This is a genomic window from Arsenicicoccus bolidensis DSM 15745 (assembly GCF_000426385.1).
GTDB classification, from domain to species: domain Bacteria; phylum Actinomycetota; class Actinomycetes; order Actinomycetales; family Dermatophilaceae; genus Arsenicicoccus; species Arsenicicoccus bolidensis.
The window spans coordinates 68,005-88,424 of the sequence record NZ_AUFG01000010.1; the positions used below are offsets into that span (position 1 = coordinate 68,005).

17 protein-coding genes are annotated in these 20,420 nt (G+C 72.9%); 9 read left to right on the forward strand and 8 right to left on the reverse strand.

The features are described from left to right. Positions 1-42 precede the first annotated feature (42 nt). Both K313_RS0107735 and K313_RS0107740 read left to right on the forward strand, forming a co-directional pair. Positions 43-429 carry a DUF6394 family protein gene (locus K313_RS0107735; RefSeq protein ID WP_029211135.1) on the forward strand — a complete coding sequence of 129 codons (387 nt, stop codon included), beginning with the start codon at positions 43-45 and terminating at the stop codon, positions 427-429. A gap of 65 nt (positions 430-494) precedes the next feature. Beyond that, positions 495-2,234, forward strand: a complete 1,740-nt coding sequence (locus tag K313_RS0107740) for an NAD-binding protein (RefSeq protein WP_029211136.1) — start codon at positions 495-497, stop codon at positions 2,232-2,234. 242 nt (positions 2,235-2,476) lie between these two features. Here the strand turns inward: K313_RS0107740 and K313_RS0107745 are convergent, their stop codons facing one another. Both K313_RS0107745 and K313_RS0107750 read right to left on the reverse strand, forming a co-directional pair. Further along, positions 2,477-3,157, reverse strand: coding sequence for a response regulator (locus tag K313_RS0107745; RefSeq protein WP_029211137.1), 681 nt, complete (start codon positions 3,155-3,157; stop codon positions 2,477-2,479). Then, complete coding sequence (locus tag K313_RS0107750; RefSeq protein WP_029211138.1) at positions 3,154-4,443, reverse strand: sensor histidine kinase; 1,290 nt, start codon at positions 4,441-4,443, stop codon at positions 3,154-3,156. Before K313_RS0107750 ends, K313_RS0107745 begins: the two co-directional genes overlap by 4 nt. 119 nt (positions 4,444-4,562) lie before the next feature. Between K313_RS0107750 and K313_RS0107755 the strand changes: the two genes are divergently transcribed. Both K313_RS0107755 and K313_RS0107760 read left to right on the forward strand, forming a co-directional pair. Beyond that, positions 4,563-5,276: a GAP family protein gene (locus K313_RS0107755; protein ID WP_029211139.1), complete on the forward strand. Its 714-nt coding sequence runs from the start codon at positions 4,563-4,565 to the stop codon at positions 5,274-5,276. 127 nt (positions 5,277-5,403) lie between these two features. Further along, positions 5,404-7,533: a glycosyltransferase family 39 protein gene (locus K313_RS0107760; RefSeq protein ID WP_029211140.1), complete on the forward strand. Its 2,130-nt coding sequence runs from the start codon at positions 5,404-5,406 to the stop codon at positions 7,531-7,533. A gap of 335 nt (positions 7,534-7,868) precedes the next feature. On the opposite strand, the gene K313_RS0107765 is transcribed toward K313_RS0107760, so the two are convergent. Further along, positions 7,869-8,360: an SRPBCC domain-containing protein gene (locus tag K313_RS0107765; RefSeq protein ID WP_029211141.1), complete on the reverse strand. Its 492-nt coding sequence runs from the start codon at positions 8,358-8,360 to the stop codon at positions 7,869-7,871. A 1-nt stretch (position 8,361) separates the two neighbouring features. After that, positions 8,362-9,129: a VOC family protein gene (locus tag K313_RS0107770; RefSeq protein WP_029211142.1), complete on the reverse strand. Its 768-nt coding sequence runs from the start codon at positions 9,127-9,129 to the stop codon at positions 8,362-8,364. Between the two features lie 93 nt (positions 9,130-9,222). Between K313_RS0107770 and K313_RS0107775 the strand changes: the two genes are divergently transcribed. The 5 genes from K313_RS0107775 to K313_RS0107795 all read left to right on the forward strand — a co-directional run bounded on the left by K313_RS0107775 (position 9,223) and on the right by K313_RS0107795 (position 15,968). Beyond that, positions 9,223-9,849 carry a TetR/AcrR family transcriptional regulator gene (locus K313_RS0107775; protein ID WP_029211143.1) on the forward strand — a complete coding sequence of 209 codons (627 nt, stop codon included), beginning with the start codon at positions 9,223-9,225 and terminating at the stop codon, positions 9,847-9,849. A gap of 68 nt (positions 9,850-9,917) precedes the next feature. Continuing rightward, positions 9,918-10,670, forward strand: coding sequence for a cobalamin B12-binding domain-containing protein (locus K313_RS22245; protein ID WP_169516829.1), 753 nt, complete (start codon positions 9,918-9,920; stop codon positions 10,668-10,670). Between the two features lie 137 nt (positions 10,671-10,807). After that, on the forward strand, positions 10,808-14,317 hold the full coding sequence (locus tag K313_RS0107785; protein WP_051274049.1) for a DEAD/DEAH box helicase: 3,510 nt from the start codon (positions 10,808-10,810) through the stop codon (positions 14,315-14,317). A gap of 128 nt (positions 14,318-14,445) precedes the next feature. Next, positions 14,446-15,279, forward strand: a complete 834-nt coding sequence (locus K313_RS0107790) for a DUF4328 domain-containing protein (RefSeq protein ID WP_156911234.1) — start codon at positions 14,446-14,448, stop codon at positions 15,277-15,279. Beyond that, the gene (locus K313_RS0107795) at positions 15,276-15,968 is read left to right on the forward strand and encodes a DUF4328 domain-containing protein (protein ID WP_029211147.1); all 693 of its coding nucleotides are present in this window, start codon (positions 15,276-15,278) and stop codon (positions 15,966-15,968) included. The genes K313_RS0107790 and K313_RS0107795 overlap by 4 nt, the downstream gene beginning before the upstream one ends. A gap of 198 nt (positions 15,969-16,166) precedes the next feature. Here K313_RS0107795 and K313_RS0107800 read toward each other — a convergent pair whose 3' ends face one another. From K313_RS0107800 to K313_RS0107815, 4 genes are all read right to left on the reverse strand, one after another. Then, entirely contained in the window at positions 16,167-17,456 is a 1,290-nt protein-coding gene (locus tag K313_RS0107800; RefSeq protein WP_029211148.1) for a citrate synthase, read from the reverse strand. Positions 17,457-17,652: 196 nt separating this feature from the next. Further along, entirely contained in the window at positions 17,653-18,285 is a 633-nt protein-coding gene (locus tag K313_RS0107805) for a helix-turn-helix domain-containing protein (RefSeq protein WP_019286737.1), read from the reverse strand. Continuing rightward, positions 18,282-18,722: a VOC family protein gene (locus K313_RS0107810; RefSeq protein ID WP_019286736.1), complete on the reverse strand. Its 441-nt coding sequence runs from the start codon at positions 18,720-18,722 to the stop codon at positions 18,282-18,284. The genes K313_RS0107805 and K313_RS0107810 overlap by 4 nt, the downstream gene beginning before the upstream one ends. Before the next feature lie 57 nt (positions 18,723-18,779). Then, a complete protein-coding gene (locus tag K313_RS0107815) occupies positions 18,780-20,369 on the reverse strand; it encodes an SDR family NAD(P)-dependent oxidoreductase (protein ID WP_169516830.1) in 1,590 nt (529 codons plus the stop codon). Positions 20,370-20,420 lie beyond the last annotated feature (51 nt).

The following is a 20,420-nucleotide window of genomic DNA, read 5'->3' on the forward strand; positions in this document are numbered from 1 at the left end:
ACCGTCCCCGATGTCCGCGCCCGCGCAGGTAGCCTCGGCAGGGTGAATCTCGAGAAGGTCATCTTCGGGTTCTTCGTGCTGCTCGCGGCGACGGTGAACTTCGGCTTCGTCGTCGGCGACCTCGGCGACCCGGACATGCACAACATCTGGGAGCTGTATGCCGCGATCGTGGTCAACGTCGTCGCCCTGGTGCTGAAGTTCGGCGACCGCACGCAGATCGGCGCCACCCACCTCGCCACGAGCCTGGTCGCGGTGCTGCAGCTGATCGCCGCCGCGTCGCTCTACATCTACTTCACGTCGTCGCACTCCGAGTCCATCACCGGTCCCGAGATCGCGAGCGTCGTTTCCCTCGCCTGCGGGGCGGCCCTCGCCAACATGGTGTCGCTGGTGCTGCTCGTCGCCGAGACGGTGTCCTTCCGCCGCCGGTGACCCCGGCTGCGGCATACCGCTCCCGTCATGGCTGACCAGGGCGCGTCCGACGAGGAGGTGCGGGCATGACCAACCCGCTTCTCCTCTTCTTCGCGCGCCCCTCGACCCGACAGCACGGCGTGCGGCGACCGCGCGAGCGCGTCCGCGTCCCCACCGAGGTGCCCTCGACCGACGCGATCTTTCTCGTGCTCCGACGGATGCGCACCCCGCTCGTCGTCCTCGTGGCGATCTTCTCCATCTCGGTGTTCGGGCTGGCGCTGATCCCCGGCAAGGACGGGCAGCGGATCTCGCCCTTCGACGCGTTCTACTTCATCAGCTACACCGCGACGACCATCGGGTTCGGCGAGATCGTGCCGTTCACGGCGATCCAGCGGCTGTGGGTGACCTTCTCGATCTACAGCACCGTGGTGGGCTGGGCCTACGCGATCGGCACGCTGCTCGCGCTCTTCCAGGACGCGGCCTTCCGTGAGGCGGTGGCCACGCAGCGCTTCCGCCGGCGCGTGATGACCATCAAGGAACCGTTCTTCATCGTCGCGGGCTACGGCCAGTCGGGGCGCGCGGTGTGCGCCGAGCTCGACGAGGCCGGGCGGCGGATGGTCGTCATCGACAGCGACAAGGACCGCGTCGACAAGCTCTCGTCCGACCAGCTGCACGCCGACGTCCCCGGCATCGACGCCGACGCCTCCCTGCCCGGGGTCCTCGGTCTGGCTGGGCTGGGGCTGCCCAACTGCGAGGGCGTGATCGCCCTCACCGACGACGACGACGTCAACCTCGCCGTCGTGATGTGCGTCGACCTCCTGCGTCCCGAGCTGCCCGTCCTCGCGCGCTGCCACAGCCGGGTCACCGAGGAACGCATGCACGACTTCAGCGCGGCCGCCGTGATCAACCCCAGCGACCGGTTCGGGGGTTACCTGCTGCTCGCGATGCAGCGCCCCACGACCTTCCACCTCGTCTCGTGGCTGATGAGCTCGGCGGGCATGCCGCTGCAGGCCCGGCGCGAGGACAAGCACGACGGTCGCTGGATCGTCGCGGCCGAGGGCCACTTCCGCGACGAGATCTGCAACGACCTCAGCCGGGCCGGGCAGGAGGTCGAGTGGGTCGACCCGCACGAGGGCTACCCCGAGCTGCGGGGAGCCACGGGCTTCATCGCCGGGTCCGACAGCGACACCCTCAACCTCGCCATGGCCGAGCACGCGCGCCTCGTGGACCCCGAGATCTTCGTGGTCGTGCGCCAGCACTCCACCGAGCGCCGTGCCCTGGTGCGCGCCCTCGACATCGACTCCGTCTACACCCCCAGCGACCTCGTCGCCTCGGAGGTGCTGGCGCGGGTCGTGACGCCGACCTTCTGGACCTTCGTCGAGCACGCGCTGGGGCAGGACGAGGACTGGGCGGCCGCCGCGCTCACCCGCCTCACCGACCGGTGCGGCCGCAAGGCCCCCGAGCGGGACCTCGTGACCATCGACCTCCGCAACGCGCCCGCCCTCACGCGTTGGGTGCGCAACCACGACTTCAGGCTCCGCGACCTGCTGCGCGACCCCGAGGACCGGGAGCGGATGCTCGCGGTCGTCCCTCTCGTGCTCATGCGCGACGGCACCCCGCACCACATGCCCGACGAGGACATGCTGCTGCGCCCCGGCGACCAGGTGCTCGTGGCCGGGCGCCTCGGGGCCCTCGCCTCCATGACGCCGGTGCTGCTGCAGGAGACCGCGGTCGAGCACGCCGCCACCGGGCGCGACGTGCCGATCACGTGGGTCGGGCGGGCCGTGACGCGCGCGGTCGAGCGTCGCCGCCAGCGCCGCGCCTGACCTCCGCTCGCCGTCCCGTCTCGCCATGACGCCATGACGCGCCCGCCCACGGCGCCCCACCCCCGCCGTTGGGGAAGCTTGGTGTCGCCATGGCAGCACCAAAGCTCCCCGCTGCCGGGGCCGGATCAGGGAGAGGGCGGACGTGATTGCTCGCGGACGCGTGGAGGGGCAAGGCGTGCCCTCTCACGCGTGGAGGCGAGGACGTGTTGTGCCCTCTCACGCGTGGAGGCGGGGACGTGCGGTCAGCCGCCGGCCTCGCGGGCGAGGATCGCGGCCTGCACGCGCGAGGTGCAGCCGAGCTTGGCGAGGACGCGGGAGACGTGCGTCTTGGCGGTGGCCTCGCTGATGGTCAGGGCCGCGGCGATCTGGGCGTTGGACAGGCCCTGCGCGATCACCTCGAGCACCTCGCGCTCGCGGTCGGTGAGGTCGTGGAGGCGGGCGACCCGGTCGGCCGCGGCGGCAGCAGCGGGGCCATCGAGGCTGGTCGGGGGCGTGCGCGGTGCCTGCGCCGCGGCGAAGCCCGCGATGACCTGCCGCGTCACCTCCGGCGCCAGCACCGCCTCGCCGGCGGCGACCCGACGGATGGCGTCGGCCAGCGGACCCGCGTCGACCGTCTTGAGCAGGTAGCCGTCGGCGCCCGCCCGCAGCGCCCCCGCGACGTACTCGTCCACCTCGAAGCTGGTCAGCACCAGCACCCGCGACCACCCGGCGGCGACGATCTGCTCCGTGGCGGCCAACCCGTCGACGCCGGGCATCCGGACGTCCATGAGCGTGACGTCGGGCCGCAGGGCGCGGGCCTGCGCGACGGCCACGGCGCCGTCGCCGGCCTCGCCGATCACCTCGAGGTCGGGCTGCGCGGACAGGAGCAGCCGCAGCCCGGAGCGCACGGTCGCGTGGTCGTCGGCGAGCAGGACGGTGATCATGTGGCTTCTCCTGCAGAGGGCAGCGGTATGACGGCGCGGACCTGCCACACCTCGGGGTCGCCGCACTGCTCCGTGCCACCGCCGGAGACGCTGTCCGCACCTCCGCCCGGACCGTCGCCTCGACCGGCAGCGGGCGAGGGAGATGGGCCGGCGTCCAGCCAGCCGCCGAGGGCGGTGACGCGTTCCCGCATCGTGTGCAGGCCCAACCCCGAGGACCCCGACCCCGCAGAGCCCGCCGAGCTCGACGAGGGCGCCGGCGCTCCGCCGACCGACACCACCTCGAGCTCCAGGTCGCCGTGGGCGCGGATCCCCACGACGGCGGACCGCGAGGGGGAGTGGCGACCGACGTTGTGCAGAGACTCCTGCAGCACCCGGTGGGCGGCCTGCCCGACCGCGGCGGGCAGCGGCGGCAGCGGGTCGGGGGACACCTCGAGGCGGACCGCCAGGCCGCGGGCGCGAGCCTGCTCGACCACGCCGGCGAGGTCCTGCGGGCCCTGCAGCAGCGGGGACGAGGTCGCCGCAGGGTCGGGCCGCAGCACCGTCAGCATCGTCTGCAGCTCGCCCATCGCCTGGCGCGAGGTCGCCCGCACGACCCGCAGGGCCTCGTCGCGTGCTGCCTCGCTCTGCAGCCCCGCCTCGGCGTGGATCGCGATGGCGGACAGGCTGCCGGACAGGGCGTCGTGCAGGTCACGGGCCATCTGCTCGCGCTCGGAGCGGCGGGCGTCGGCCTCGCGCAGCTCGGCGAGACGGGCTTCGTCGGCGGCGCGGCGGCGCTCGGCCTCGACGAGGTCCAGCTGCTTGCGGCTGGAGGCCCCCCACCAGTAGGACGTGCCGAACACGGCGAACACCGTCAGCGCCGTCAGCACGGCCAGGCGCCGGTCACGGGTCGCGGCCAGGGTGACTCCGCCGGACAGCAGGACGGCCCCGGCCACCACCCACTCCAGGTAGTCCACGACGGGACGCCGCCCGTGCAGCCCGGCCGCATAGACCAGCTCGATGGTCACCAGCAGCGACCCCACGCTCCCGCCGAACGCCGCCTCGGCCACGAACACCACCAGCCCCAGCGCCAGGCAGGTCATCGGCCGTCGTCGCCGCCAGGCCATCAGCGCGCACAGCGCCAGCAGCGGCACCGCGTGCCACCACCGGTTGTCGGGCCCGGGCAGGCTGTCGCCCCAGATGTCGACGAGGTCGATCTGCAGGAGCAGCAGCCCCACCACCGCCATCAGCAGCGGCCCGCGCACGTCGAGGTCGACGTCGCGCCGCGGCAGGTCGGCGGTCTGGTTCACCGTGCCATTGCAGCACGCACGCCGCCCTTCCGGCATACGCCGAAGGATGTAGCCCCCACCCGCGAGGATCGGCCGACCGGCCGACGCGCCACGCACCCGCGCGGGCGGAGGGTCGGGGCATGACACTCGCACTCCTCGGACCGCTGGTCCTGCTCGCCCTGATCGACGCCACGAGCTTCGGCACGCTGCTGATCCCCGTGTGGTTCCTGCTCACGCCAGGCCGGATCCGCGCCGCGCGGGTGCTCGTGTTCCTCGGGACGATCGCCGCGTTCTACTGGGTCCTCGGGCTGCTGCTGAGCGCCGGGGCCGTGACCTTCCTCGACGACCTGTCAGGCTGGCTCGACACCGAGACCGGGCAGCTCGCGCGCAAGGTGGTCGGGATCGGCCTGATCGCGATCGGCATCCTGCTCCCGGGCAACCGCAAGGCGCGGAGCGAGCGCGCGAACGACGGCGCCGCGACCCGCGTGAGCCGGTGGCGCGCCCGGGCCATGGGTGTCGACGCGGCCGGCGGCGGCGCGGGTGCGCTGGTGGGGCTCGCGCTCGCGGCGGCCACCGTGGAGGCGGCGTCGATGCTGCCCTACCTCGCCGCGATCGGGATGCTCAGCACGTCCCCCCTGCCGATGACGGGGCGCGCCGTGGTGCTCGTGGGCTACTGCCTCCTGATGATCGCGCCGGCCCTCGTGCTGCTCGCCCTGCGGCTGGGGCTCGGGTCACGCGTCGAGCCGACGCTGCGGCGGCTCGCGGCCTGGATGGAGCGGCAGAGCGGCGAGACCGTCGCCTGGATCCTCGCGATCATGGGCGTCCTGATCCTGCGCGGCGCCGTCTGGGGGTGAGCCCGCGGGTCATGGGCGCCTCACAGGAACCTCAACGGATCGCGATAGTCCCGCGCCGCAGAGTCGGTGGTGACCGAGGGCAGGTCGTATGTCGGACCGCCCACCGCCCCCACGCCAAGGACCGCACATGACCACGACCACACCACTCCTGCGCCGCCGCCTCTGGCCGCGCACGGCGTCGGTGGCCGCACCTGGCGCCGAGACGGCGACCGGGGCGACCGCCGGGGCGCCGGACGGCATACGGCCGGGCTCGTCCTCCGACCCGACCACCCCCTCGGGCGCGACCACCGTCGCCGGCTCCACACCCTCAGACGCGGCGGCTCCCCGGTGGGCCCGGCCGGCCCTGTGGGCCTTGCTGGCGCTGACCGCGGCCCTCTATCTGTGGAACCTCTCGAGCAACGGCTACGCCAACGACTTCTACGCCGCCGCGGTGAAGTCCGGGACGCAGGACCTCACGGCGTGGGTGTTCGGCTCGCTCGACTCCGCGAACTCCATCACCGTCGACAAGCCCCCGGTCGCGCTGTGGCTGATGGTGCTGAGCTGCCGGATCTTCGGCTTCTCGAGCGTCGCGATGCTGCTGCCGCAGGCGCTCGCCGGCGTCGGGACCGTGGCGCTGACCGCCGCATCCGTGCGCCGCGTGTCCGGCCACGTCGCCGGCCTGGTCGCGGGGCTGCTGGTCGCAATCACCCCCGTCGCCGCGCTGATGTTCCGGTTCAACAACCCCGACGCGCTGCTCGTGCTGCTGATGACGGCCGCCGCCTACTTCGTGGTCCGCGCGATCGAGACCACCCGTGGCAAGGCGGCGCTGTGGTGGATGGTGGCGTGCGGCGCGGCGATCGGCTTCGCCTTCCTCACCAAGATGCTGCAGGGCCTGCTGGTCGTGCCGGCGTTCGCCCTGGCCTACCTCGTGGCCGCGCGGTTCTCGCTGCGCACGCGTCTCGCTCACCTGGTGGCCGCGGGCCTCGCCATGGTGGTGGGTGCCGGCTGGTTCGTCGCGCTCGTGTCGCTGTGGTCGGCGTCCTCGCGTCCCTACATCGGTGGCTCGACCAACGACACGCTGTGGGAGCTCGCGCTCGGCTACAACGGTCTCGGCCGGATCCTCGGCGGCGAGGGCAACGGTGGTGGCGGCGGTGGCGGCGGGCTGTTCGGCGGCGCCACGGGCATCACCCGGATGTTCGGGTCGGCCTTCGGTGCCGAGATCTCCTGGCTGCTGCCCACCGCGCTCGTCCTGCTCGTCGCCGGGCTCGTGGCCGCCGGCCGCGCCGCCCGCACCTCGGCCGCCCGCGCCTCCCTGATCCTCTGGGGCGGCTGGCTGCTCGTGTCGGCGCTGATCCTGTCCTTCATGGAGGGCACGGTGCACCCCTACTACTCCGTCGCTCTCGCCCCGGCCCTCGCCGCCGTCATCGCCATCGGCGGGCGCCTCGCCTGGGACCGTCGCTCGTCGCTCGTGTGGCGCGTGGCCCTCGGTGGCGCCGTGGCTCTGGCGGGCGTGTGGAGCGTCTACCTCCTGCACGTCCACGCGGACTCGTGGCTGCCGGCGCTGCGCTGGATCGCCCTGGCGGTCACCACCCTCGGCGCGATGGGCTTCGTGGCGCTGGGCGGCGAGCAGCGGTTCCGCAAGGCGGCGGCCGTGGCCCTGCTGGTCGGCTCGCTCGGCGGCCTCGCCGGCACCACCGCCTGGACGGTCGCGACGATCGGCCAGAGCCACACCGGCTCCACGCCGACGAGCGGGCCTGCCGTGGCCGGTGGCGCGGGTCGGACAGGCGGCGCTCCCGGAGGTCAGGCGCCCACGGGGCAGGCGCCCACGGGTCAGACGGGTCCGGCGCCGGCGGGGCAGACCGGCCCGAGCAGCTCGGCCAGCTCGAGCAGCTCAGCCGGCTCCAGCGGCTCGTCGACGGGCACCACCACCTCCGCCGCTGACGTCACCACGCTCCTGCAGGACGCCGGCACCACCTGGTCCGCCGCCGTCGTCGGCGACCAGACCGCGGCGGGCTACATCCTCAGCACCGACACCGCCGTCATGGCGATCGGCGGCTGGAGCGGCACCGACGCCAGCCCGACCCTCGCGGAGTTCCAGCAGTACGTCGCGGACGGCCGGATCCACTACTTCGTCTCCGGCGGGCGAGCCGGCGGTGGCCCCGGCGGCAGCGACAGCACCTCGACCGCCTCGCAGATCACCGCGTGGGTGCAGTCCCACTACACGGCGACGACGGTGGGCGGCACCACGGTCTACGACCTCACCTCGCCGACCAGCTGACCGAGGCCGTATGCCGGCGCCGCCCGCCCCCACCCCGCGTGAGGGCAGGCGGCCTCCGGCATACGAGCCCCCGTCGTTGGGGAGACAAGGTGTCGCCCAGGCAGCACCAAAGCTCCCCGACGACGGGGCTGACAGGTGGCGCCGCGCCTCCGCAGGATCGGGGCCACTCTTGGTGGCCATCACCACCAGAAGCGGCCCCGATGTCGGGACGTCCCCACCCCTCGGCTCAAGCGCCTCCCGCCCCCTCCCAGTTCCATGCCGCCCCCCAAAGATCGTGAGGGTTTCGTCCAAGAAAGGTGGACGAAACACTCACGATCTTGGGGGGAGGGGGCGGGTCAGGCGAGGGCGGCGTAGCGCTCGGACAGGTCCCGGAGGTAGTCCTCGAACGGCGCCGCCTCGCGTCCCTCGATCGCGCAGACCAGGTGGTCGAGGTAGAACTCCCACCCGGGTCCGATGTCGCCCAGGGACATCTCGGCGGGGATCTGCGTGTGCCGCAACGTGATCGACGAGCCACCGTCTCGCGCCGCGCACTCCAGGGCGACGGGCCACGCGAACGGCGGCGGCGCATCCGAGGCGAGGCCGAGGCGGTGCGGGCGGGAGCACTCGGTGATGCGCATCCCCATCGTCGGGGATCCCTCCTCGCTCGCCATCGTCACCTGGATCGTGGCGCCGACGCGGCCCTCGCCCGACCACGGGCCGTACCACCGGGCGGTGCGGTCGGACTCGGTGATCCAGGACCACAGCTCCTCGACGGGGATCGCGACGTCTCGGGTCAGGGTGAGGGTCAGGCCGTCGTCGTGCGAGACGGTGCCGTGCAGCTCGTGCACCTCAGGCCTCGGCGGGCAGGTCGCCGGTGCCCTGGAAGAGGCCGAACGGCGCGCCGCCGGGCGTGGTCAGGTGCACGAACCGTCCGAAGGGGATGTCCATCGGCCCCATCGTCACCGACGCGCCGAGCGACCGGGCGCGGGCCGTCATGGCGTCGAGGTCCTCCACGAGCAGGTAGGACACCCAGTGCGGGTCGTCGACCTCGGTGCAGGCCCCGATGGTGAAGTGGCCGTCGTCGCCGAGCCTGGCGAGCAGCACGCCGTCGCCCATCGGCTCGGTGGCGAAGCCGAACAGGTCGCGGTAGAACGCGGCGGACCGCTCGACGTCGCCGGTGAGGCAGTCCTGCCAGCACGGGAAGCCGAGCTCGTCGACCGCGCCGTATCCCACGATCCCCGTCGCCTGCCAGAAGGCCACGGTGACGCCGCCGGGGTCGGTGACGACGGCCATGTGGCCGTGACCGGGGATCTCCGTGGGCTCCTTGAGGATCGTGGCGCCGAGCTCCTGCGCCCTGGCCACGGTCGCCTCGACGTCGTCGGTCGCGAGATAGAGGGAGGCCAGGTCGTGCTGCTGCCCGGGCATTTCCGTGCCGATGCCGAAGACATAGCGGTCGTCGCGGTGGGCGACGGTGTAACCGCCGAACTCCGGTGTGCCGTCGGGGATGTCGTAGCCCAGCAGGTCCCGGAAGAAGGTCGCGGTGGCGGGGATGTCGCCGACCCACAGGTCGAGCCAGGTGGGGGTGCCGGGGGTCTGGGCCGTGGTGCGTGCGGTCATGGCGGTGCTCCTTGCGGACGGTGGAAGGGGGGCCGATGACATCGTGGGGGGTGCCACGGGGTAGGATGTGAACACCGTATACATGGAGGTGTGATGACCGCAACACCCCGCAGGTCCAGCTATCACCACGGGGACCTCAGGGCCGCCCTGCTGCGCGAGGCCATCGACGTCTCCCGCACGAGCGGCCCCCACGCGGTGACCCTGCGTGACATCACGCGGCGGGCGGGGGTGTCCGTCAACGCCGCCTACCGTCACTTCGCGGACCGGGACGCGCTCATGCTGGTCGTCGCCGGGCACGGCCAGGGGATGTCGGCACGCGCCATGGAGCGCCGACTCGACGCCCTGCACGAGCCCGCCGGACGGGACCGGATGCGGGCCGTCGGGCTCGGCTACATCGACTTCGCGAGGGCGGATCCGGGGCTCTTCCAGGCGGCCTACCTCGAGCCGGTCGACCGGGCCCGCACCGAGGATCCGGTCGCCTACGGTGACAGCGGGCGGACGCCATACCAGCTGCTGTCCGACGCCCTCGACCAGATGGTGGTCGACGGCAGCCTGCCCCCGGAGCGGCGCCTGCACGCCGAGGTCCCGGCCTGGTCGGCGGTGCACGGCTTCGCGATGCTGGTCGTCCAGGGTCCGCTGCGCGAGCTGCCGCCCGAGGCGGTGGACGCGTTGTCGGAGCGGGTGGTCGACAGCATCGTCGTGGGGGTCACGCAGGTATGACGGACCGCCCGTCACCCGTCCGGACGCATCCCGCCCGGCGGTGAGGGCGGGCGTCGTACGGTATCCCGGTGCCTGACCATCTCCCGCCCCCCGTGGCGCTCGGCGACGTCGCACGCCGCGGCCCGCAGCGGGGCCAGGCCGTCCTCACCGACGCGTCCGCCCACGTCGACGCCGTCCTGACGGCCGTCGCCGCCCTCGATCCCGTCGCCCTGGGGAGCGCGCTCGACGACGCCTTCGCCGCGGGCTCGGTCGAGCACGTCATCCAGCTCGTCCTCATGCCGCTGCTCCGCGAGATCGGTGACCAGTGGGAGAGCGGACGGCTGGGCGTGGCGCACGAGCACCTGGCCAGCGGCGTCCTCGCGCGACGGCTGTCGGCGCTGGCGCTCGAGGTGGAGCCCGGCACGCGCCACACGGCGGTGCTCGCCTGCCCGCCCGGGGAGCGGCACGACCTGGTGCTCAGCTGCTTCGCCCTGCTCCTGCAGCGCGAGGGCTGGCGGGTGCTCCTGCTCGGCGCGGACACCCCCACCGCGGCCATCGCGGTGACCTGTCGTCAGTCCTCGGCCGACCTGCTGGTCCTGGCCGGCTCCCGCCCCTCGGTCTTCACCTCGCGGTCGGCGAGCATGCGCCGGCTGTGCGCGCAGTACCGCACGGCCCTCGGAGGTGGTGGGGCCCGTCCCGAGGTCGCGCGCGAGCTGGGTGCGGCGCTGCTGCCGCCCGATCCCGTGCAGGCCGTCGACGTGGCGGCGCGTCTCGTGCGCGAGCCCGGTCCGGGGCCTGCCTCGATGGACGTCGCCGACGACTCCTTCGCGGGCGCCTCCTGAGGTCTGTGGGGGACTCGTGGAGCCTGTCCCGGGAGCGCTGACCGGCCGCTCGCCGGGCGTCTGCCTCCTGGGCATGGTCGGGGTCTGTCGGTCCTGGTGGCTAGGGTGGGGCAGTCGGGGTGGTCGAGGAGGTCTCAGTGGTGCAGCTGGTGCAGGCGACCCGCCTGACCGATCTGGACGCGGTGGTGCTGGCTCGCCTGTGCGGGTCGGGATCGGTCCAGCGCGGGCAGGCCTATGCCCGTCGAGATCGGGTGCTCGACATCGTCCCGTCCGGTGATCGTCGGCGCCTCCACGGCACCGTCGAGGGGTCCCGGGCCAAGCCCTACGCCGCCTGGGCCGAGCTGCGCGACCATCCCGGGCGACCCGGGCACTCGAGCTGGACCTCGTCGTGCACCTGCCCCGTCGGCGCCGACTGCAAGCACGTGGTCGCCCTCATCCTGCAGGCCCAGGTCCGCGACGCCGAGGAGCGCGCCGAGTCCGGCGCGCTCGACGACTCCGGTGGTCACTGGTGGCGAGGTATGCCGCCCGCCCACCGCGCCCACTGGCGCGACGCCCTCGGCGCGGTGGCGGCCGAGGACGTCCCCGATCGCGTGGCTCTGCAGCTGGCGGTGACCCAGCCGCCGCGGGGTCGTGGCGACTGGGGCTCGAGCATCACGATGACGCCGCTGGTCGAGGGCGCCCGCGGGTGGATCCGCACGGGCATCAGCTGGACCGGGCTCGACCCCGGCGCGCTCTACGGCACCGTCAAGGCCGACATCGACCCGCTGCAGGAGCAGGCGCTGCAGGAGATCACGCGCGCGGTGCGAGCTCGACGCACGGGTTCGGCCTACGCCGCCGTCGAGCGCGTCACCCTCGGCGAGGTGGGCCCCGCCGCGGTGCGGCTGCTGCGCGACGTCGAGCAGTCCGGGGTCGCCCTCGTCGACGAGCAGGGCCGCCCGGTGCTGGTGCCCGAGGAGTCCGGCCGCTTCGAGCTGCACCTGGAGCGTGAGGAGACCGAGCGCGGGTCCGAGGTCGTCATGCGCGCCCACCTCGCCCTCCCGCCCAGCCTCGACGGCGTCGAGACCGAGCCGATCGGCCTCCCGGCCGTCGGGGTTTACGCCACCACGGACGACGGCCTCGTGATCGTGGGGCTGGACCCGCCGCTCACGCGCGTCGAGGAGTCCCTGCTGCGCGAGAGCTCCCTGCGGGTGCCGATGGAGGACTGGCCGAGCTTCGTCATCGAACAGCTGCCGGCGCTGCGGCGCCGCGTGCACGTGGTGCTCGACCCCGACCTCGAGACCGAGGCGTCCGCCCAGCCCCGCCTGCTCGTGCAGGTGACACCGCATCCCGGGCACCGCACCGAGGTCCGGCTGGGCTGGCGCTACGACGTGGCGGGGCAGCACGTCGACATCCACCCGGTCGCGCGCGAGGTGCCCGCGCCCCCCGCCGGCGGGGCGTCCCGGCGGGCTCGCCACTCCCAGCGCTGGTCGCCGCGCGACCCCGCGGCCCGAGCGGCCGAGCGGCTGCGCGACCACGAGGCCGAGGCGCTCGTCGTGGGTCGGCTCGACGACGTGCTGCGACCCCTCCTGGCGGGTGCCCTGCCGATCGGCACCGATTGGACCCACGCCCACGGCGCCACCCTGCAACCTGCTCAGACCATCGCCCTGGCCGACGTCCTGCCCACCCTGCGCGACGACCCGGACGTCGTCGTCGAGCAGGCCTCGGAGCTGCCGGACTACGTCGAGGCCACGTCGGCGCCGGTCGTGTCCCTCGGTCTCGACGACGCGGACGACGGCGGTGGCGCGGTCGACGGTGGTGCGACCGGCGGTGGTGCGGCGGGCGGTGGCGGCCCGGACTCCCCAGAGGCCGACGCCCTCACCCGCTCGGCGACCTCCGCGGGCGGTCACGGCAGCAGGAGCACCGACTGGTTCGACCTCGACGTGTCGGTGACCGTCGACGAGCAGGACGTGCCGCTGCGCGAGCTCATCGTGGCGCTGACCACCGGCCAGGAGGTGCTGGTGCTGCCCTCGGGCACGTGGCTGCGGCTCGACGACGAGCGCCTGATCGCGCTTGCGGCGATCCTGCGCGAGGCGGCCGACCTGCAGGACGAGCCCGACGGGCCGCTCCGGGTCAACGCCCTGCACGCGGGGCTCTGGGACGAGCTGGTCGAGCTCGGGGTCGTCGAGCGCCAGAGCAGCCGCTGGCAGCAGACCGTCGACGCCCTGCTGGGGCTCGCCTCCGGCGACCGCCCCGTGCCCGAGGGCCTGCAGGCCACCCTGCGGCCCTACCAGCTCGACGGCTTCCAGTGGCTCTCGCTGCTGTGGGAGGCCCGGCTCGGCGGGATCCTCGCCGACGACATGGGCCTCGGCAAGACGCTGCAGACCCTCGCGATGGTGCTGCGCGCCAAGGAGCGCGGCGACCTCGCGGACCCGCTGCTCATCGTGGCGCCCACCAGCGTCGTCGGCACCTGGGCCTCCGAGGCCGCCCGGTTCACCCCCGACCTGCGGGTGACCACCGTGATGAGCACGTTGCGCAAGAGCGGTGCCACGCTCGAGACGGTGATCGAGGGCGCGGACGTCGTCGTCACGTCATACGCGCTGGTCCGGCTCGACGAGGACGCCTATCTGTCGCGGCGCTGGGGCGGGCTCGTCCTCGACGAGGCGCAGTTCGTCAAGAACCACCAGGCCAAGACCTACCAGGTGGTGCGCCGCCTCGACGCGGGCATGAAGCTCGCCATCACCGGCACCCCGCTCGAGAACTCCCTCATGGACCTGTGGTCGCTGCTGTCCGTGGCTGCGCCGGGGCTCTATCCGAGGCCCGTCGAGTTCCGCGACACCTACGTCAAGCCGATCGAGGCCGGCGAGGGCGCCGAGCTCCTTACGACGCTGCGTCGCCGCATCCGCCCGCTGATGATGCGCCGGACCAAGGAGCAGGTCGCCCGCGAGCTGCCGCCCAAGCAGGAGCAGGTCGTGACGGTGCCGCTCCACCCGCGGCACCGCACCATCTACGACCGGCACCTGCAGCGCGAGCGGCAACGCCTGCTGGGGCTGCTCGACGAGGACTTCAGCAAGCACCGCATCGCGATCCTGCGGGCGCTGACCGCCATGCGCCAGCTCGCGCTGCACCCCGCCCTCGTCGACGGGGCCCACGCCGGGGCCGGCGAGAGCGCCAAGATCGACCTGCTCGTCGAGCACCTCGGCGAGCTCGCTGCCGAGGGCCACCGGGCGCTGGTGTTCAGCCAGTTCACCGGCTACCTGCGGCTGGTGCGCGAGCGGCTGGACCGTGAGGGCATCGACTACAGCTACCTGGACGGACGCACCCGCAACCGCGCCGAGCGCATCGAGGACTTCCGCACGGGCACCCAGCCCGCCTTCCTGATCTCGCTCAAGGCCGGTGGCTTCGGGCTCACCCTCACCGAGGCGGACTACGTCTACGTCCTCGACCCCTGGTGGAACCCCGCCGCCGAGACCCAGGCCATCGACCGCACCCACCGCATCGGGCAGGACAAGCACGTCAACGTCTATCGCCTGGTCTCCGAGGACACCATCGAGGACAAGGTCGTGGCGCTGCAGCAGCGCAAGCGCGAGCTGTTCGCCCAGGTCGTCGACGACGGCGACGCCATGTCCGGCGCGGTCACGGCTGACGACATCCGCGGGCTCCTCGACTAGAGGGGGCCCCAGGCCTCCCGGTGGCGGGGGCCTGGATCAGCGGTCGTCATACGCCCGAATGGGTGAGGAAAGAGGGGGGCAAACCCGAACGTTCCTCACCGTGCGTGTCCACGGCGGACACTGTGCTCATGTCGACACCGACGTCGCCCGGCCACGAGCCCGGCGCCATGCAGCAGAGCTCCGCCCACCAGCCGCAGGGCTGGTTCGCCGCACCACCCTCGGGACCGCCCCTCGACCGGAGCTTCCGGACGCTCGGCACGGCGCTGACCGTGCTGATCGGGCTCGTGGGACTCCTCGAGCTCGCCCAGCTCGCCGGGGGCATCCGGATGCTGCGACTCCTCGGCGAGGTCGGTTCCGGCCGCGAAGGGCTCGACTCCGACCTCGACGCCGCGGACCGCCTCACCCTCCAGCTGCTCGTCCCCTATCTGCTGCTCCTGCTCGCCGCCGGCATCTGCTGGCTGGTCTGGCAGCACCGGCTCGCCTCGAGCGCGAGGGTCGACCGTCGCGCGGTGCGGCGGTCGCCGGGCTGGCACGTCGGGTCGTGGTTCATCCCCGTCGCGAACCTGTGGTTCCCCTTCCAGAACCTCAGGGACCTCGACCGCGGGCTCGGGCACTTCTCCGACCGGGATCGGCGCCCGCCCCTGGTGGCGTGGTGGGTGCTCTGGCTGCTCGGCCTCGTCGTCAGCCGCATCGCGACGGCGATGAGCTCCATGGCCGACACGCGTCTGGAGGCCGGTCAGGTGGGGGACGCGGTGTCGCTGATGTCGTCGTCCGTGACGATGGACCTGGTGGGCACCATCCTCGGTGCCGTGTCGGCGATCCTCGCGATCCTGGTGGTCCGCAACCTCACCGAGCGCGCGACCCGGCCCGCCGACACGCCCTGGACCAGCCCCGACACGCACGTGCAGGACGACCCGGGGACGCCGGGGACCCCGGGGACCACGGGAGGGGCCGTCGGGTGAGCGTGCGGCCCGGCCTCGGACGCGGCTTCAGGCGCCTCGGGATCGCCGTCGGCGTCCTCGTCGGCGTGGTCGGTCTGCTGGACGCGCTGCTGCTCCAGGTGGGGATGAGCACGGTCGAGGCCTTCTACGACACCGCCACGGACGACGCGACCTACCAGCGTCAGCTCGTCTCCCTGGACCAGTGGTCGGTCGGCACCATGGTCGTCTACGCCCTCGTGTTCCTGGCGGCCGGGGTCTGCTGGATCGACTGGCAGGGACAGCTCGCGTCGAGCCCACGGCTGGAGCGCGCCGGCGGCCGGCTCCGACCGGGGTGGCACGCCTGGGTGTGGTTCGTCCCCATGCTCAACCTGGTCCTGCCCGCACTCGCGATGCGCGAGCTCGACCGGGGCCTCGGGGTGCCCGGCCGTCGTCGGCTGCGCTCCCCACTGTGGGTGTGGTGGATCTCCTTCGTGCTCAGCGTGGTTCTCGGTCGGTATGCCGCCTGGCGCGCCTACGCCGTCGAGGACCTGGTCGGCGCGGGGGACCTGGACCGGGCGATCGATCTCTACGAGCGGTGCCTCGTCCTCGGCGTGATCGGCAACGCTCTCGGCGTCGTGGCCGCGATCCTCGCGATCGGGATCGTCCACGACCTGACGACACGAGCCCTGGAGCCGGTCCGCGACGACCTCGCCCCCGCCGCCGCGCGCTGACGTCGCGACCGGGTGGGCGCGGGCGTCATACGGCCTGGTGGGTGCGGCCCAGGTGTGCGCGAGGTGCGGCCGGACCGCGATTTTGTCCCGTGGTGGGGTCCCTGGTGCGCCCAAGGTGCATCGGGACCGCGAACTTGCCCCACAACGCGACGGCCCCCACCTCGATCAGGTGGGGGCCGCCGTGGCTCGGGTGAGGGGTCAGCTGCGCTGGTCGCGCGGGATCCAGTGCTGGTCGGTGGGGCCGGTGTAGATCTGGCGCGGACGGTAGATCCGACCCTTGGGGTCGTCGTGGATCTCCTTCCAGTTGGCGATCCAGCCGGGCATGCGACCGATCGCGAACATCACCGTGAACATGTTGGTCGGCAGGCCCATCGCGCGCAGGATGATGCCGCTGTAGAAGTCGACGTTGGGGTAGAGCTTGCGCTCCACGAAGTAGTCGTCGGACAGGGCCGCGTCGGCCAGCTCGCCCGCGATGTCGAGCAGCGGGTCCTCGATCTGCAGCTCCTTGAGCATGTCGTCGGCCGCGGCGCGCAGGATCTTGGAGCGGGGGTCGAAGTTGCGGTAGACGCGGTGCCCGAAGCCCATGAGCTTCACGCCGTCTTCCTTGTTCTTGACCTTCTTGACGTACTCCGAGACCGGGATCTCCTGGTCCTTGATCTGCTGCAGCATGTCGATCACCGCGACGTTGGCGCCACCGTGCAGCGGACCCCACAGAGCGCAGACGCCCGCCGAGCAGGAGGCGAACATGTTGGCCTCGGAGGACGCGACCATGCGGACCGTGGAGGTGGAGCAGTTCTGCTCGTGGTCGGCGTGGAGCAGCAGGAACAGGTTGAGTGCCCGCGACACCGCCGGGGTCGGCTCGTAGTCCTTGTAGGGCTTGGAGAACATCATGTGCAGGAAGTTCTCGCCGTAGCGCAGGTCGTAGCGGGGGTAGACGATCGGCTCGCCCACGCTGGACTTGTAGGCCGCGGCCGCGATGGTGCGGACCTTGGACATGAGGACGGCGGCGGCCCGCTCGATGCCCGCGTCGTCGTCGGCCTCCCACACCTCGGGGTCGTGCGCCGAGAGGGTGTTGATCATGGCCGACAGGATCGCCATGGGGTGCGCGTTGGTGGGGTAGCCGTCGAAGTGCTTCTTCATGTTCTCGTCGAGCATGGAGTGCTCGGTCAGCATCCCCGCGAACCGGTCGCGGTCGGCCTGCGTCGGCAGCTTGCCGAAGATCACGAGCCAGGCGGCCTCGATGAAGCTGGACTTCTCGGCGAGCTCCTCGATCGGGATGCCGCGGTAGCGCAGGATCCCCTGCTCGCCGTCGATGTAGGTGATGGCGGACTTGCACGAGCCGGTGTTGCCGTAGCCGTCGTCCAGGGTGATGAACCCGGTCTCGGAGCGGAGCTTGCTGATGTCGATGCCGAGCTCGTGCTCGGTGCCCTCCACGACAGGCAGGTCGTATGACGTGCCGTCGAGCTCTAGGCGGGCGGTGTGGCTCATGCGTGACCCCTTCTTCGCGGTGAGTGCGATGTCCACCCGTCACTCTACGAGCCAGCGCAGGCGGGTGCAGGTGCGGAGCGGGGCGCTGCGGAGGGCGGCACGCACGGCGCGACCACCGGCTGTGACGCGCACCACGCGCGAGCTGCCGCACGAGCTGCCGGGCGAGCGCGGGTGGCGCCCGGCTCGGCACGGCCGGCTATCGGGACAGGTAGACCGTCCGGACGAAGGTCACGGGCTCGGAACCCTGGTTCTCGTAGGCGTAGCGGCAGTCGCTCGCCAGCCGCGCCGACCCACCCGCCGGGACGCTCCACCGGTCCGCGCCCACGCTCAGCGTGAGCTCGCCCTCGAGGACGTGGAACAGCTCGGCGGACCCGGCCGGGTCGGGCTGGCCCTGGTAGGAGTCGCCGGGGGCCAGCCGCCAGCGCCACAGGTCGACGCTGCGGTCGCCGGTCACCGACTGCAGCAGCTCACCGGTGCTCCCCGCCGGCGTCGACCACACGAGCCGCCGCTCGGCCGGACCGCCGACCGTGACGGGGGTGTCGGTGCCGTCCTGGTCGAGCAGCGCCCGGAAGTCGGTGCCGACCTGCCGAGCGAGCCGGGTCATGGTGACGAGGCTCGGGTTGGCCTGGCCCCGCTCGATCTGGGTGAGCAGGCGACGGCTGATCCCGGCGCGGTCGGCCAGGTGCTGCACCGTCCAGCCGCGGTCGGTGCGCAGGCGGCGCAGGCGTGTGCCGACGTCCGTCAGGAACTGGTCGTCCAGGGTGCCGGCGCCGGTCTCGTCGGCCCCGGCCGCGGTCTGGTCGACGCCGGGCGTGCTGGTCTCGCTCACACCGCGAAGAGCTGGTCGAGGTCGCGGAAGGCCTTGAACTCCAGGGCGTTTCCCGACGGGTCGAGGAAGAACATCGTCCACTGCTCTCCCGGCTCGCCCTCGAAGCGCACGTAGGGGTCGATGACGAAGTCGGTGTCGACCGCGGTGAGTCGGTCGGCCAGCTCCTGGAAGCGCTCGACCGAGAGCACGAGCCCGAAGTGCGGGACCGGCACGTCGTGCCCGTCCACGGGGTTGGTGCCGGCGACGGCGTTGGTGTGGTTGTCGACCTGGTGGGTGACCACCTGGTGGCCCTCGACGTTCCAGTCAGTCCATCGCACGTCCGACCGGCCCCGGGGGAACCCGAGGACCTCGCCGTAGAACGGGCGCACCGCCTCGATGTCGTGCACCGGGATCGCGAGGTGGAAGGGGGGACGGGTGGTGCTCTCGGAGGTCGTCATATGGGAATTATGCTGCACATCGGTGGGCAGTCAAGTGCCCGTCGGTGCGAGTGCTGCTCACCAGGGGTGCGGCTCGTAGTCCTTCAGGAAGACGCCGTGCAGGTCCTCGCCGGCCTCGCCGCGCACGATCGGGTCGTAGACGCGGGCGGCGCCGTCCACCAGGTCGAGCGGGGCGTGCCAGCCCTCGGCGGCGATGCGGAGCTTGTCGTCGTGGGGGCGCTCGTCGGTGATCCAGCCGGTGTCGACGGCCGTCATCAGGATCCGGTCGGTCTCGAACATCTCCCCGGCCGAGGTGCGCGTGAGCATGTTGAGCGCAGCCTTGGCCATGTTGGTGTGCGGGTGCCCCGGCCCCTTGTAGCGGCGCGAGAACTGCCCCTCCATCGCCGACACGTTGACGACGTAGGCCCGCCGGGCGCCGGCCTCCACCGCCGCCCGCATCGCCGGGCGCAGCCGGCTGACCAGGATGAACGGCGCCGTCGCGTTGCACAGCTGCACCTCGAGCAGCTCCAGCGGGTCGACCTCGCCGACCGTGTGCGTCCAGGAGTTGGTGCGCTGCAGGTCGGGCAGGAGCCCACCCGCGTCCACGGCCGTGCCGGCGCGGTGCGCGTCGAGCGAGGCGTGGCCCGCGGTGAGGGCCAGCCCGGTCATCTCGGCGGCCGTGCGTGCGGCGAGCACGTCGGGGGTGGCCTCTGGGGAGGCGCCGGCCCCGTCGGGCAGGTGCTGGGCGGCATACGTGCGCAAGGTCCCGGCCAGGGCCGCGGGGTGAGCCTCGCTGACCCGCTCGAAGGTCACCATCCTCGGCCGCAGCGCGGCGCCGGCCAGCGGGAGCGACTCCCCGTCGACGAGGTGCGAGTAGGCGCCGGGGGAGCGGCGGACGGTCTGCGCGGCGTTGTTGATCAGGATGTCCAGCGGGCCGGCGCTCGCGACCTCGTCCGCGAGGCCGACGACCTGGGTGGGGTCGCGCAGGTCGATGCCGATGATCGTGAGCCGGTCGAGCCACTCGTCGGCGTCCGCCAGCGCGGCGAACCTGCGCGCCGCGTCCCGCGGGAAGCGCGTCGTGATCGTGAGGTCGGCGCCGTCGCGGAGGAGGCGGAGGGCGATGTACATGCCGATCTTGGCGCGTCCACCGGTGAGGAGCGCCCGGCGACCACGCAGGTCGGTGCGCTGGTCACGACGCTCGCGGGAGGCGGCGGCGCAGCGCGGGCACAGCCAGTGATAGAAGGCGTCGACGGTCGTGTAGGTGTCGTGGCAGATGTAGCAGCCGCGCGGTGTGTGCAGCTCGCCCGCGACCGCGCCGGGGGTGGGGGAGACCAGAGGGATGCCGCGCGTCTCGTCGTCGATGCGCAGCGGGCTGCCGGTGGCGGTGGCGGCGAGGACCTGCCGGTCGTGCTCGAGCAGCGGCCCGCGGACCTCGCGACGCGCGTCGGCGCGGCGGGCCTTGCGGATCCGGTTGCGCATGGTGCTGGTCGCACGCTTGACGGTCTCGATGTCGGGGTGGCCGGCGGGGAGCCCGGGCAGCTGCGCGAGGACGCGGAGGGTGGTCGCCAGGTCGTCCGGGTCGATGCCGTATGACGCGCCACCGCCCACCTCGCCCCCCGCCCCCTCGTTTGACGCCGCCCCGTCTCCTCCGTCTCCTCCGTCGCTCACCTGCCCAAACCTACCGGCGGCGAAGGCATCGACCGGCCGTCGTTCGCCAGG

What these genes read in the sequence shown, in the direction of transcription:
- K313_RS0107745 (WP_029211137.1), bottom strand. Translation starts at nt 3,157, where the DNA reads ATGATCACCGTCCTGCTCGCCGACGACCACGCGACCGTGCGCTCCGGG.
- K313_RS0107800 (WP_029211148.1), bottom strand. Translation starts at nt 17,456, where the DNA reads ATGAGCCACACCGCCCGCCTAGAGCTCGACGGCACGTCATACGACCTG.
- K313_RS0107755 (WP_029211139.1), top strand. Translation starts at nt 4,563, where the DNA reads ATGACACTCGCACTCCTCGGACCGCTGGTCCTGCTCGCCCTGATCGAC.
- K313_RS0107790 (WP_156911234.1), top strand. Translation starts at nt 14,446, where the DNA reads ATGTCGACACCGACGTCGCCCGGCCACGAGCCCGGCGCCATGCAGCAG.
- K313_RS0107760 (WP_029211140.1), top strand. Translation starts at nt 5,404, where the DNA reads ATGACCACGACCACACCACTCCTGCGCCGCCGCCTCTGGCCGCGCACG.
- K313_RS0107775 (WP_029211143.1), top strand. Translation starts at nt 9,223, where the DNA reads ATGACCGCAACACCCCGCAGGTCCAGCTATCACCACGGGGACCTCAGG.
- K313_RS0107770 (WP_029211142.1), bottom strand. Translation starts at nt 9,129, where the DNA reads ATGACCGCACGCACCACGGCCCAGACCCCCGGCACCCCCACCTGGCTC.
- K313_RS0107810 (WP_019286736.1), bottom strand. Translation starts at nt 18,722, where the DNA reads ATGACGACCTCCGAGAGCACCACCCGTCCCCCCTTCCACCTCGCGATC.
- K313_RS0107740 (WP_029211136.1), top strand. Translation starts at nt 495, where the DNA reads ATGACCAACCCGCTTCTCCTCTTCTTCGCGCGCCCCTCGACCCGACAG.